This is a genomic window from Candidatus Zixiibacteriota bacterium, assembly GCA_035380245.1.
GTDB lineage: Bacteria > Zixibacteria > MSB-5A5 > GN15 > FEB-12 > DAOSXA01.
In genome coordinates, this window is sequence record DAOSXA010000002.1 from 166,816 (window position 1) to 180,102 (window position 13,287).

The following is a 13,287-nucleotide window of genomic DNA, read 5'->3' on the forward strand; positions in this document are numbered from 1 at the left end:
GTATAGATGCCACACAAAGTAGAGTTTGAATTAGGCGGTCGTACAATGACCATCGAAACTGGTCGCTTGGCTAAGCAGTCAAACGGTGCCGTCACCGTGCGTTACGGTGATTCGATGGTTCTTTCCACCGTCTGTGCCCAGTCGGAACCGAAGCTGGGATTTGATTTTTTCCCACTGACGGTGGAATATCGAGAGAAAGCATACGCCGCCGGTAAAATCCCGGGAGGATTTTTCAAACGCGAAGGTCGCCCTTCCGAAAAAGAAATTCTCTCGGCCCGTATTATCGACCGACCGATCCGCCCGCTCTTCCCGGATGACTTCCGGGGGGAAACCCAGGTGATCAACTTCATTCTGTCTCACGATCAGTTGAACGACACCGATGTCATGGCGTTGACCGGTACCGGTGCGGCCCTGGCCATTTCCGATATACCCGTCAGTGAAGCCGTGGCCGGAGTTCGTGTTGGACGTCTCGACGGTGAATGGATTATCAATCCAACCATGGACACTATCGACGATTGTGATGTATACATCGTCGTAGCCGGTTCCAATGACGCGATAGCGATGGTCGAGGGTGGCGGTCGTGAAGTCTCTGAAGAAGATGTGATCGAGGCGCTGCAATTTGGCCACGATCATATCAAGATCATCCTTGGGAAAATTGAAGAACTGCGGCAAATGTGCGGCAAACCCAAGATGGCGTATGAACCGGTTCGGATCGACGAAGAGCTATCGAAGCGAGTCGCTGAGATGGCAGGCGAGAAGTACTCGGAATTCAATCGCATTGTCGATAAGGAAGAGCGCAACACAGCGAAGAAAGCGTTGGGAAAAGAGATCGTAGAGGCACTCGAAGAGACTTACCCGGATAATATCGGTGATATCAAGATGGTGCTGCACGACCTCGATGCTGCGGCCATGCGCAGTATGATCATCAATACCGATAAGCGTATCGACGGTCGCGGACCTGATGATATCAGGCAGTTGTCCTGCGAAGTCGGTTTCCTGCCGCGCGCTCACGGGTCGGCGGTATTCACTCGCGGTCAAACCCAGTCGCTGGCTTCGGTCACGCTTGGTACGAAGATGGACGAACAGCGCATGGATGAACTCGATGGTGAGTCAACCAAGAGTTACATGCTGCATTACAATTTCCCGCCTTTCTCGACCGGTGAGACCAAGCCGATCCGCGGCACCAGCCGACGTGAAATCGGTCACGGTGCTCTGGCCGAGCGGGCTCTTTTCCCGGTTATTCCCGCGGAAGACAGCTTCCCGTACACGGTTCGTGTCGTTTCCGACATCATGGAATCCAACGGCTCATCGTCGATGGCCTCTGTCTGTGGCGGTTCTCTCGCGCTTATGGATGCCGGAGTTCCCATCAAGGCGCCGGTGGCCGGTATTGCGATGGGTTTGATTAAGACTGATGAAAAGGTCGTTATTCTGACCGATATTCTCGGCGACGAGGATCATTTCGGCGATATGGATTTCAAGGTAACTGGCACCTCTGAAGGTATTACTGCTATTCAGATGGACATCAAGATTGCCGGTATCGACCTCGAGACAATGCGCCAGGCGCTTCAGAAAGCTCGCACGGCTCGTTTGTCCATCATGGAAGTGATGAATGCCACCCTGCCGAAACACCGCGATCAACTCTCGGAATACGCCCCCAGAATTATCACCATCAAGATCAACCCGGAGAAGATCGGTGAGGTGATTGGCCCCGGTGGTAAGGTCATTCGCGGCATCTGCGAAGAAACCGGTGCCAAGATCGACATCGAGGACGATGGTACTGTTCGTATCGCCTCGGTGGATGGTGAAGCCGGTCGTCGGGCGCTCGAACGGATCGAGGCCCTGACCGAAGAAGCCGAGCTTGATAAGGTCTATGACGGTATCGTGCGTCGCATAACCAATTTTGGCGCTTTTGTCGAAATTATTCCCGGGACCGACGGACTCCTGCATATTTCTGAGATCGCCCATAACCGAATCAATCGGGTAGAGGATGTTCTCAATGTTGGTGACCGAATCAAGGTCAAGGTGATCAATATCGATAACGACGGTAAAATCAGGCTGTCCCACAAAGTCCTCATTCCGAACGACGGACAGGATGAGGGAAACAGCGGACATAGTAGCGGTGATCGCGACAACGGTCGCGACCGTGACCGTGACCGTGGCCGGGATGATCGTCGGCGTCAACCAAGGAGACCGCGTTAGACCATGATGCGAACCACAACCAATGCCTCGCATGGGTTGTATCGCAAGACGACATTGAAAAACGGACTGAGGGTAATAACCGAGAAAGTACCCTCGGTCCGTTCCGTTTCCATGGGGGTATGGATCAATGTCGGCTCGCGTTACGAGGATGATTCTGAAGGCGGCATGTCTCATCTGATCGAGCATATGCTCTTCAAAGGGACCAAAACCCGTTCAGCGAAAGATATTGCCGATTCACTCGAATCGATCGGCGGCAATCTGAATGCCTTTACATCAAGAGAACAAACTTGTTATACGGCCAGATTCCCAGCCGCATATATCGACAGGGCGATGGACGTTCTGGCCGACATGACCAGCCGCTCGACGCTGACGCCCACTAATCTCAAACGTGAGAAACAGGTAATTCTCGAAGAGATTAAAGAAACCGAAGAGAATCCTTCGGATCATATTTATGACCTGTTCAATATTGCATTTTGGGGTAAACATCAACTGGGACGACCCATTCTCGGAACGGAGAAAAGCGTTTCGGGAATGCCTCGCAACAGTATTTTTAACTACCTCAGCCGGCATTACCGCGCCGGTTCGATTGTCATTGCCGCGGCCGGTGCGCTTTCTCACGATCGTGTAGTCAAACTGGCTCGTGATAAATTCGAATTTCCGGAAGGATTATCTGAAGGAATGTTGCCCGCGGCTCGTATGGATACGCAAAAACTCCTGCTCATTCCTAACGACAACAACCAGGTACATGCCGTGATCGGTTACCCGGGTTTAGCCTGGACCGACAAACGTCGTACCGCGGCGATGGTCTTGTCAACTCTGTTGGGTGGCGGCATGTCATCGATCCTGTTCCAGCAAATCCGGGAAGAACGCGGTCTTGCATATACGATCTACACTTACCATGACAGTTACTGTGACGCTGGGGTTTTTGGTTGTTATTTCGCTACCGACAAGCAGCGTCTTCCGGAGGCTCTCTCCGTAGTACAAAAGCAACTGCTGAAACTGTGTAATAGAAAAGTCTCTGAAGACATCCTGCGCCGCATCAAGGAACAGATAAAGGGTCAGGTAATGCTGGCGCTCGAATCCACGATCGCTAAGATGAACCGTATGGCTCGTTTCGAACTGATGCAGGGTGAATATATCTCATTGACCCGGACTATTCGTGATATCGATCGAGTAACGACCGATGACCTGCAAATGATAGCCCGAGCCCTCTTTAATCCCGAGGGGCGCACGGTTACGATACTTGGCCCGGCTAATCGGAAGACAGTGGAGGCTGTCCTTGAAGAATGAACGGACAGAGGCATTGACAATCGTGCCTTTCGCTCCGATGATTCTGACTTTTCACCGTGTAAGCCATAACTTCACCTGGTCGGCGACCAATTACCGGCCGGAACGCATTATAAGCCTGCTTACTCAACTCGAGTCGGCAGGCTTCGTTTTTATCCCGCTGTCGGATGAAATATCGTCTAAACCGGCAGGGGAGAGGCATCTGGCGATAACGTTCGATGACGGTATGGCCGAACTGGCTGACGAACTGCCGCCTTTGATCGACCGATTCGGTCTCAAACCGACGGTCTTTATGCCAACTGCGTTCATTGGCCGAACTAATCGCTGGGATTATTCTTACCGACTGGCCCCGAGTCGCCATCTGAATCGAGATGAAATTAGCCGACTGGCCGATGCTGGAGTTGAGTTCGGAAGCCATGGACATACTCACCGCTGCTTCAGAAATTTACCAGTGGATGTTGTTGCCGATGAACTGCGGCAATCCCGTACCATTTTAGAGGAAATACTGGGGAAAACCGTTGATTCCATCAGTTATCCGTTTGGTCGAATCGATGATACTCTCCTGAAACTGGTTGCTGAAGCAGGCTATACTCACGGTTATACAATGAGATACCCTGCCTTTGACGACCGACCTCTCGCTTTGGGCCGAATGGCCGTTTACAGCTTCGATAACCCGGCTTCAGTTCAACGCAAGCTCGGCTCAGGTTTCGGGCACCGAATCGAGAGAGTAATAGCCGCTTTCACTAATCGTCTCTCCGGCGGTACAGTTTTACTCCAGCGGTTCCGATCTTTTCACCTGTAGAGGAGTTGTTGCGAGAGCTGTTTTAGACCTTGCCAATAATAATCCTTTTTGCTAAAATGGCCTCCGATAACTGTAATAGCGGAGTGTGAATTATGAACGGCAACCAGCGTCCCCGGTACGATTTCAAAGAGATCGAAAGTAAATGGCAGCAAAAATGGGAGGATCAGAAGCTCTACGCTGCCCCGGATCTCGCTGACCCGAAACATAAATTCTACATGCTGGTAATGTTCGCCTATCCTTCGGGCGATCTCCACATGGGACATTTCCGCAACTACATTATTGGCGATGCCGTGGCACGCAAACAGATGATGCTCGGTAAGGATGTCCTGCATCCGTTCGGTTGGGATGCTTTTGGACTGCCGGCAGAGCGGGCTGCCATTAAGCGGCAGATTCACCCAAGAGACTGGACACTTGGCAATATCGGCGTTTCGCGCAATACCCTGAAACGAGTCGGAATATCGTTCGACTGGTCGCGCGAGGTGACTTCGTGCCTCCCGGATTACTACAAATGGACCCAGTGGATGTTTATCCAGCTCTTTAAGAAGGGGCTGGCATATCGCAAGCGCGGTTATGTCAACTGGTGTCCGGAAGATAAAACCGTTCTGGCCAACGAACAAGTCGTCAATGGTGTCTGTGAACGTTGCGGTACTCCGGTCGAGAAAAAAGAACAGGTCCAATGGTATTTTAAGATCACTGACTACGCCGATCAACTGGTCGATGACCTGGATAAACTCCCCAACTGGCCCGACAACCTGAAGGCAATGCAACGTGAGTGGATCGGTCGTTCCTACGGTACTGAAATAGACTTCACGATCGAAGAAACCGGTGAAAAACTACCGGTGTTTACCACGCGGCCGGACACTATCTACGGTGTCACTTTCATGGCTATTGCACCGGAAGCGGAGTTGTTGAAACGTCTCCACCTCGAAGGCGAATACGCTGAAAAGGTAGCACAATACCAAAGAGAAGCGCTGCTGCGTTCGGAAATAGACCGAACCGACGCCACCGCCGAAAAGGATGGTGTTTTCACCGGTAAATTCGCCATCAATCCATACAACGGCGAGAAAGTTCAGCTTTGGGTTGCGGACTATGTTCTGGCTGGATACGGCACCGGAGCGGTGATGGCTGTCCCGGCTCATGATACCCGTGACTTCGCCTTTGCCAAGAAATACGACATCCCGATTAGAGTTGTAATTCATCCCGATGAAAACACCTCTCTGGATCCCGATTCAATGGAGGATGCCTTTACATATTATGGCCCGATGGTGAACTCTGACCGGTTTAATGGGTTTTCAGGAGTTGAAGCTAAAAAAGCAGTCACGGATTACGCTGAGGCCGGGGGATTCGGACGGAGCCAGGTCAATTACAAGCTCAAGGATTGGTTGATATCGCGCCAGCGTTATTGGGGGGCGCCCATTCCGATCATACATTGCCCCAAATGTGGTGAAGTAGCCGTTCCGGACGAAGATTTACCCGTTGTCCTGCCGGATACCGATAATTTTATCCCAAAGGGCCGCTCACCCCTGGAAGATGTACCCGGATACATGGAAGTAACCTGCCCGAAATGCGGGGGAGCAGCCCGCCGGGATCCCGATACCATGGATACTTACGTCTGCTCGTCCTGGTATTACCTCCGTTATCTGGATCCCCATAATGATTCCGTTCCGTTCGACAAAGACAAAGCGGACCGCTATCTGCCCATTGACCTGTATGTTGGCGGCATAACTCACGCCACCGGACACCTGATCTATTTCCGCTTTTTCCACAAATTCCTGCGTGATCTGGGCTGGATTAAGAGTAATGAACCTGCCGAAAGGATGTTCTGTCTGGGAATGGTAATGGACGCCAATGGCGCAGTTATGTCCAAGTCACTGGGAAATGTTGTTTCGCCCATGCCTCTGATGGAGGAACACGGAGTCGATGTCACCCGACTGGCCATGTATTTCACCGCTCCCTGTGAAAAAGAGGTGCTCTGGACAAATAACACGATTACCGGGATTGAGAAGTTCTTCTTTAATCGACTGTACCCATTGTACGAAGATTACAGAGGTTCGGGCGTAGACTTAGAGCGTTACTTTAAGACGGAGATTCTCTCTGAGTACGAACGAGCTATTTATACCAAGTTGAATCAAACGGTTGTCCGGTGTTCTGAAGATCTCGACAAATTGCAATTCAATACGGTAATTGCCGCGCTCATGGAATTGACTCGGGATTTTGACAGTAAAAAGATCAAAGACGATCAACTAAACGACTATATTATCCTGAAAACTATCCAGATGGTGGCTCCGCTGGCGCCGCATATAGCTGAAGAGCTGTGGGAACGCTGTGATCAATCCGGCAGCGTGTTCAAATCCTGTTGGCCGCTTGCTGACCAGAATGCGCTGATTGGTGATATGATTGAAATAGCCGTTCAGGTCAACGGCAGATTACGGGATACAGTCAAGATTGCGGCCGATTCTGATCAGGAAACAGTCGAAAAGGCTGCATTTGCCAGTGAGAGAGTATCAGCACATATTGAAGGCAAGAATATCCGTAAAAAGATATATGTCAAAGGACGTATCCTTAATATAGTGGCCAATTGAACGACTATTTATGTGATGCTAATATGATAGATTCAAGCATATGTTAACATAATATATCTTATGAGACGTTTATCTGATGGCAGCTAAGCTTTCTATCATAGTTCCGGTCTATAACGAGCTCTCTACTCTCGAAAAGCTCGTAGCTGCTGTGCGTAATGCTCCAGTCGAATCAAAAGAGATAATCCTCGTTGATGACTTTTCGACTGACGGCACCCGTGACTTGATCAAAGACAAAATCGAAGCTATTGTCGATAAAGTCATTTATCAGGATCAAAACTACGGCAAGGGTTACGCTCTCAAAACCGGTTTTCAGCATGCTACAGGAGATATCGTGCTCATACAGGATGCTGACCTGGAATACGATCCGCGTCAGTACCCGATGCTTATTGAACCTATCTTATCAGATCAGGCTGATGTAGTCTATGGATCGCGCTTCCAGGGCGGCGGACCACACCGCGTTGTTTATTTTTGGCATTATGTTGGCAACCGCTTCCTCACCCTCCTCTCTAACATGTTTACCAATATCAATTTGACCGACATGGAGACTTGCTATAAGGTCTTTCGTCGGGATTTGATTCAATCAATTGACATTCAGGAAAACCGATTTGGATTCGAACCTGAAATAACGGCTAAAATCGCTCGTCGTAACGTTCGTATTTTTGAGGTCGGTATTACTTATTACGGCAGAACTTATTCCGAGGGTAAGAAGATCGGTTGGCGCGACGGTGTCAAGGCTGTCTATTGTATTGTTAAATACAACCTGTTCTCAAAGTAATTCAAGCCTGTATCAGACTTGTATCGGAATGTCTCTCTTATAATTAACGATCTATAATGAAGCTGATCGTTAATCTTATTGAAGTATTACTTTAAGCCCAGCCGCGGCGGGCGAGATTCCGACGCTGGCTTTCGTAAACTCGACGTTCCTTCATCGCCTTCACATACCAATCCGTACAGAGCTTAAGTCCCTCTTTTAAGCAAACTTTTGGTTTATATCCCAAAAGTTTTTGTGCTTTGCTGATGTCTCCAATAAACGTCGAGATTTCACCGACACGCTTGTCGATTGAAGAGATTTTTGATTTTGCTCCAAGGTTCTCGACAATCATTTCGGCCAGATCCAAAAGCCTCTCCCCCTTGCCGGTCGACAGGTTGAGAGTCTCACCGGCGACCCGGTCGAATCGTTCAACAATAGCCGATAAACCGGCTGTGCAGTCATCGATATAAGTGAAATCTAGTTTCTTCTCACGTCCAAAGACTGTTATGTCTCGATCTCGAAGCGCATAATACAAGAATAACGGGATAACCCGCTCAGAGACATCGTAGCGTCCGTATACATTGGAAAGCCTGACAATTACCGGCCGGATACCATAGCAAACATGGTAAGCGTGAATAAGTGCTTCTGCTGCGAATTTCGAAGCTGTGTACGGTGCTTTAATTCGGGATACATGCGTGGATTCCTCCCGTCGCTTCTCCCCCGGTTTTGATTCGCCGTATACTTCGCGAGAGGATGAAAACAGAAATCGGCTTATATCTCGTTTACGAGCGAATTCCAACAGATTATGGACCATTAGATAGTTGTCCAAAGCGAGGTTGGGCTTTACCACCAGATCATGAACACGTGCGTTTGCCGCCAGGTGAATAATCAGGTCAAAAGGCCGACGCATCAGGCGATTATCCTTGATTGGTTTGCGGAGGTCGCAACGAACAGTCGCTCGGTCTATTTTTTTGTCCCATAGAGATGGTCTGATATCTACGGGAGTTACATTGTAACCACGCCTGGTTAACTCCTGAGTAAGGGCCGTACCCACCGTCCCCGAAGATCCCGTAAGCAGAATTCTCATTTTTACCGCTGCCATGTCTATAGAAACTCCATTCCTTGTTTTTCAAAATTCTTTCGATTGAAAATACCGAAGTAATCGATAATTACCGGTTTACGACCTGTCATGCGTACCAGATCAGTCGGTTTGATCTTCTTGAATCCGGCATGAGCGCACCCGACAACCACAGCCCGGCTCCCTTTGAGGGCTTCTGAAATATCCTTACAAAGATCCAGACCGGCATCCGGAAGACGTTTGGCTTTTTTCAGATAAGGATCGTACAGCGTCGGTTTAGCACCACGTTTTCTCAGCATCTGAGCCAATTTGACAGCTTGTGAACCACGAGTATCATCGGTCTCCGGTTTAAAAGCCACTCCGAGTATCGCGATTCGTTTGCCCTTCAAACTGCCGAGTTTTTTCTTAAGCCTTTCTATTATTCCTTCCAGTATCTGATCGTTGATCAGCAGCGCCGTATAGGCCGTCTGAAAATCGAATGAAGGCTCAAGTTCCGAGGAATTGATCAAATGGCAGTCTTTGGGCAGACATGAACCGCCAAATCCCAGGCCCGGAGTGAAGTATTCGAGACCGATCCGTGGATCTCGACCTATCCCCTCTCGGACAGCCTCCATATCGAGACTCTCGACACGAGCATACTCAGCCAGTTCGTTGATAAATGCCAGACGGTGAGACAGGTATAAATTTGATCCCAGCTTGACAAGCTCCGCACTTCTAAGGTCGGTAACGACAAACGGTGTTCGTTTCGGATATAGTGATTTCAAGAGTTTCTCGACCGCACTACCATGATGCCCCTGTGGAGTACCAATAACCACACGCCAGGGAGAGGCTGTGTCTTCGTAGGCGAAACCTTCGCGTAAAAACTCCGGTGCAACGGTTACCTCGACCAAATCCGCGGCAGGAGTCCTGGCTACTAATCCGGCAAACATCTCTGCAAAACCAAGCACGTTGGTCGATTTCAGGATAACGGAGCCTTTTCGCTTTCTTTGCGTACTGCCAATCCAACCGGCCATGCGTTCGAATGCCGACAGTTTCATTTTCCAGGTTTTCTGATCGGCTGAATCGATAGCGATAACGATTGTACCGGCGCTTGCAAAATCGTCCGGATGTGGTTCATCAACAGTCAGTCGGTCGGTCTTAATCAGCTTCCGAAATTCCCGATCGAGTCGTGGTTCATGAAAATGAAGTTTACCGCCGTTGAGGGATTCGACCAGTATTGGATTCTTTTCGGCCACTACAACCGAGCAGCCTTTGTTTGCCATGAAGGTCGCAGTGGCCAGGCCGACAAAACCGGCACCGACTACGAGGATTGATTTCTCAGTTGTCATATCGGAGAATTATAACGAGGACGACGAGGATAGCCAAGCAGTTTTAGGTCGTTTCCTTGAAACCCCAGTTCAGCAACTTGCGAGCTTCTTTGAATCGGAGTTTGTCGCCCGGCACGCCGAGGACCACCGCCGTCAGTCTCTGTCCGGTTTTATTGCGCACGATTGTCCCCAGACAATAATCCGAGGCCTGGATATAACCGGTTTTACCGGCCATCACTTTGTAGGGTGACCAGATCAGGAGATTGGTATTACCCATGGGCAGCTTGTTGTATCGTTTTCTGTTAAGGTAAGTCGCTTCATAGCGCTTTTTCGAGGTGATCTTGGCAATGGTAGGATATTCAAAGGCATAATGGAGCATCTTGGCTACTTCTATTGCCGTCGAAACGTTACGTTGATCCAGCCCCGAAGGCTCATAAAAACGGCTGTGGGACAAACCAAGCTCGGCAGCTTTTTTATTCATGAGAGCGGCGAAAGCATCGATAGAACCGGCCGTCGCCCGAGCCAGCGCTCGTGCTGCGCGGTTATCGGAACAAAGCAGCATAGCATGAAGTAAATCACGAAGAGTCATCTGCGACCCTACTGTTAGACGTGATTTAGATGAACGATAGGCGTCGGCTTTGGTAATTGTCTCCGTATTATGATCGAGATCGATACCGGCGTCGAGAATTACCATGGCTGATATCAACTTCGATATCGAAGCAATCGGACGGACATCATCCCCGTGTTTGGAATATAGCACCTCGCCGTTATCGTAGTTAACCAGCACCGCAGCCTTCAGATTTAAGTAAGGTCCCTTTTCACGAACGTGATCATAATCGAAATGAAAATGCTGATTGACGGCAGCCTGGGTGTCGATTGTCGTATGTGGTTCGAAAAACTGTAAGGTACCGGTGGACAGAATCAACAATGCCAGGAGGTAAGCCCCGATACCGAAAATGTGTTGTCTAATGCCCATAGTTGTTTAATCGACCGGCCCCAGCTCAGTATTTAATCCACTTAATAATCTCCGGCAGCGTTGGCCGTTTGCCGTACATCAAAATGCCGATTCGGAATATCTTGCTCGTTATCCAGATCATACCGAGCACGGAAACGATGACGACAATTAACGACAACGTAGCTTCGCCGACTATCCCGGAAAAGAGTGATATCTCGGTCAGGGTTGGGGCAACAAAGGCTACTCGCATCATTGTCATCGTGGGTGCCGTCAGTGGTATGAAGGAGAGCACTGTGGCCATGGTTGAATGCGGGTCCTGTACCACTGAAATTCCCAATATGAAAGGCAGAATCATCGTAATGCTGATCGGGGCAACGAAAGATTGTGCTTCCTTCTCCGAGGTTACCACCGAACCGATCAAAGCGAACAAAGTCGAAAACAGTAAATATCCGAAAATAAGGAAAAGCACGAAGAATATAACGATGACCGGATCGAACATCATACGTGCGACCGCCGGATCCACGTCCAGCGCACCTTTTATCGAAAACAATCCCATTCCCAACACGCACCAGATCGCCACTTGCGTAAACGTCGCCGCCCCCAAACCGACTATTTTCCCGCACATGAGCTGGAAAGGACTGACCGAACTGATCAGTACCTCCATGATACGTGAGTTCTTTTCCTCGATTACGGAACGCATAACCAATTGCCCGTAACCAAGGATCATGCTGAACATAATGCCGACGAACACTAAGGCACTGAAATACTTCGTGGTGAACGGAATCGATTCACCTTTCGTATCCTGTGTGACGAGATTTACGTTGTGAGTCAGTTCCAGCACTGAATCGACGCTCAGATTGATATCGGAATGTTCCAGTCGAATCGAAGAAAGAATACCGGACAGTTTTCCCTCGAAGCGATTGAGTGATGTGAAATTATCCGAATTGGTGATTAAAAACAAATTACTGTCTGACAACTGCGGCTCAGGAAGAAGCACCAGCACGTACTTGAGTTTCTTCTCGGAGACAAGGGTACGCATGGAGTCTTCAGCTTGCTTGAAACGGGTAGTATCTGCCGGATCGATTTTATACAGTTCCTGGACGTTGTAATAAGGTTTGGTGGTATCTTCGAGGCGATACTCTTTTAGCGATTCAACGAACCTCTCCCCTACCTCATATCGAGACTGGTCAATCACCGCCATATTTTCAGTTTCGGAGGATTTCATCCGAGCCAGGAAAGTCGGGAGAACTACAATGGTAGCCATGAGAGCCGGGGTTAGAAGGAGACCGACGATGAACGATTTCTTTTTCACCACCTGGGCGTATTCGCGCTTCAACACTATCCAGAATTTACGCATGGGCGCCTCCTCCCGTTCCGGAAGCCAGTTGATCGGGATCGACACCAGCCACCTCGATGAAGATATTATAGAGAGAGGGCTCCTCAATGGAAAACCGTCGCACGGAAACTTTGGAAGCCACCGCCTGAAGGATGGCGTTGCTGTCGGCGCCGTCGGCCAGTTGTAACTCCAGATAATTGGGATAAGTCACCAGGCGTGACACCCCCGGTAGCTGGTTGACAAAACTCGCGTCGCCGTCAACGACGAGTTCGATCGTATTCGTACCGTGCGCGGCTTTAACTTCGCTCATGCGTCCGTCGAGGACTTTCGAGCCTCGGTTGATCATACAGACATGATCACAGAGTTTCTCGGCCTGTTCCATCACATGAGTCGAAAAAAGGATCGTCTTGCCGCGTGCCTTCAGATCGAGAATCACCGATTTGATTAATTCTATGTTGAGCGGGTCAAGCCCCGAAAAGAGCTCATCCAGAATGATCAATTCGGGATCGTGCAGTATGGTGGTAATGAACTGGAGCTTCTGCTGCATTCCTTTGGAGAGTTCTTCCACCTTGTGATCTTTGTATTCGAGCAGGTTCATGCGCTCGAGCCAGGGAACGGCTTCCTTACGGCTGCGTGTCTCGGGGAAGCCTTTTAACGCCGCCATGTAGGTGATGATTTCAAGTACGGTCATTTTTTTATAGAGACCGCGTTCCTCGGGCAGATAACCGACAATGTTCTTAAAATCAGCCGGTCGCTCACGGCCCTCGATCAACACCCGTCCCGAGTCCGGTACCGTGATATTCATTATCATGCGAATAGTCGTTGTTTTACCGGCTCCATTGGGACCGATAACGCCATAAATAGATCCGCGTGGAACTTCCAGCGAAAGATTCCTGACGGCAACTTTAGCGCCAAACGACTTATTGATATTCTCAAGTACAAGATACGACATGGACACAGTTATTAACCGTCCTTTCGCTTGCAGTCAAA

Annotated in this window: 10 protein-coding genes; 5 read left to right on the plus strand and 5 right to left on the minus strand. The window is 49.6% G+C overall.

What is annotated here, in order from left to right:
• The first annotated feature begins 6 nt into the window (after nt 1-6).
• The 5 genes from PLF13_05875 (at nt 7) to PLF13_05895 (ending at nt 7,645) form a co-directional block, all read left to right on the plus strand.
• On the plus strand, nt 7-2,199 hold the full coding sequence (locus PLF13_05875) for a polyribonucleotide nucleotidyltransferase (GenBank protein HOP06804.1): 2,193 nt from the start codon (nt 7-9) through the stop codon (nt 2,197-2,199).
• 3 nt (nt 2,200-2,202) lie between these two features.
• A complete protein-coding gene (locus tag PLF13_05880) occupies nt 2,203-3,489 on the plus strand; it encodes a pitrilysin family protein (GenBank protein HOP06805.1) in 1,287 nt (428 codons plus the stop codon).
• Nucleotides 3,479-4,288 (plus strand): polysaccharide deacetylase family protein, encoded by an 810-nt coding sequence (locus tag PLF13_05885; GenBank protein HOP06806.1) that lies wholly within the window; start codon nt 3,479-3,481, stop codon nt 4,286-4,288. Before PLF13_05880 ends, PLF13_05885 begins: the two co-directional genes overlap by 11 nt.
• 92 nt (nt 4,289-4,380) lie before the next feature.
• Nucleotides 4,381-6,870: a leucine--tRNA ligase gene (leuS, locus tag PLF13_05890; GenBank protein ID HOP06807.1), complete on the plus strand. Its 2,490-nt coding sequence runs from the start codon at nt 4,381-4,383 to the stop codon at nt 6,868-6,870.
• A gap of 76 nt (nt 6,871-6,946) precedes the next feature.
• Nucleotides 6,947-7,645: a glycosyltransferase family 2 protein gene (locus PLF13_05895; protein HOP06808.1), complete on the plus strand. Its 699-nt coding sequence runs from the start codon at nt 6,947-6,949 to the stop codon at nt 7,643-7,645.
• Nucleotides 7,646-7,736: 91 nt separating this feature from the next.
• Here the strand turns inward: PLF13_05895 and PLF13_05900 are convergent, their stop codons facing one another.
• The 5 genes from PLF13_05900 to PLF13_05920 are packed head-to-tail and all read right to left on the minus strand — an operon-like array spanning nt 7,737 to nt 13,249.
• Entirely contained in the window at nt 7,737-8,723 is a 987-nt protein-coding gene (locus PLF13_05900; GenBank protein HOP06809.1) for an NAD(P)-dependent oxidoreductase, read from the minus strand.
• A 2-nt stretch (nt 8,724-8,725) separates the two neighbouring features.
• Nucleotides 8,726-10,027 (minus strand): nucleotide sugar dehydrogenase, encoded by a 1,302-nt coding sequence (locus PLF13_05905; protein HOP06810.1) that lies wholly within the window; start codon nt 10,025-10,027, stop codon nt 8,726-8,728.
• Nucleotides 10,028-10,070: 43 nt separating this feature from the next.
• The gene (locus PLF13_05910) at nt 10,071-10,982 is read right to left on the minus strand and encodes a serine hydrolase (GenBank protein HOP06811.1); all 912 of its coding nucleotides are present in this window, start codon (nt 10,980-10,982) and stop codon (nt 10,071-10,073) included.
• Between the two features lie 25 nt (nt 10,983-11,007).
• On the minus strand, nt 11,008-12,318 hold the full coding sequence (locus PLF13_05915; GenBank protein ID HOP06812.1) for an ABC transporter permease: 1,311 nt from the start codon (nt 12,316-12,318) through the stop codon (nt 11,008-11,010).
• Nucleotides 12,311-13,249 (minus strand): ATP-binding cassette domain-containing protein, encoded by a 939-nt coding sequence (locus PLF13_05920; GenBank protein ID HOP06813.1) that lies wholly within the window; start codon nt 13,247-13,249, stop codon nt 12,311-12,313. The genes PLF13_05915 and PLF13_05920 overlap by 8 nt, the downstream gene beginning before the upstream one ends.
• Between the last annotated feature and the right edge of the window lie 38 nt (nt 13,250-13,287).

Coding starts and splice junctions, on each gene's coding strand:
- PLF13_05905 (HOP06810.1), bottom strand. CDS start 10,027: ATGACAACTGAGAAATCAATCCTCGTAGTCGGTGCCGGTTTTGTCGGC.
- PLF13_05875 (HOP06804.1), top strand. CDS start 7: ATGCCACACAAAGTAGAGTTTGAATTAGGCGGTCGTACAATGACCATC.
- PLF13_05915 (HOP06812.1), bottom strand. CDS start 12,318: ATGCGTAAATTCTGGATAGTGTTGAAGCGCGAATACGCCCAGGTGGTG.
- PLF13_05920 (HOP06813.1), bottom strand. CDS start 13,249: ATGTCGTATCTTGTACTTGAGAATATCAATAAGTCGTTTGGCGCTAAA.
- PLF13_05900 (HOP06809.1), bottom strand. CDS start 8,723: ATGGCAGCGGTAAAAATGAGAATTCTGCTTACGGGATCTTCGGGGACG.
- PLF13_05895 (HOP06808.1), top strand. CDS start 6,947: ATGGCAGCTAAGCTTTCTATCATAGTTCCGGTCTATAACGAGCTCTCT.
- PLF13_05880 (HOP06805.1), top strand. CDS start 2,203: ATGATGCGAACCACAACCAATGCCTCGCATGGGTTGTATCGCAAGACG.
- PLF13_05910 (HOP06811.1), bottom strand. CDS start 10,982: ATGGGCATTAGACAACACATTTTCGGTATCGGGGCTTACCTCCTGGCA.
- leuS (HOP06807.1), top strand. CDS start 4,381: ATGAACGGCAACCAGCGTCCCCGGTACGATTTCAAAGAGATCGAAAGT.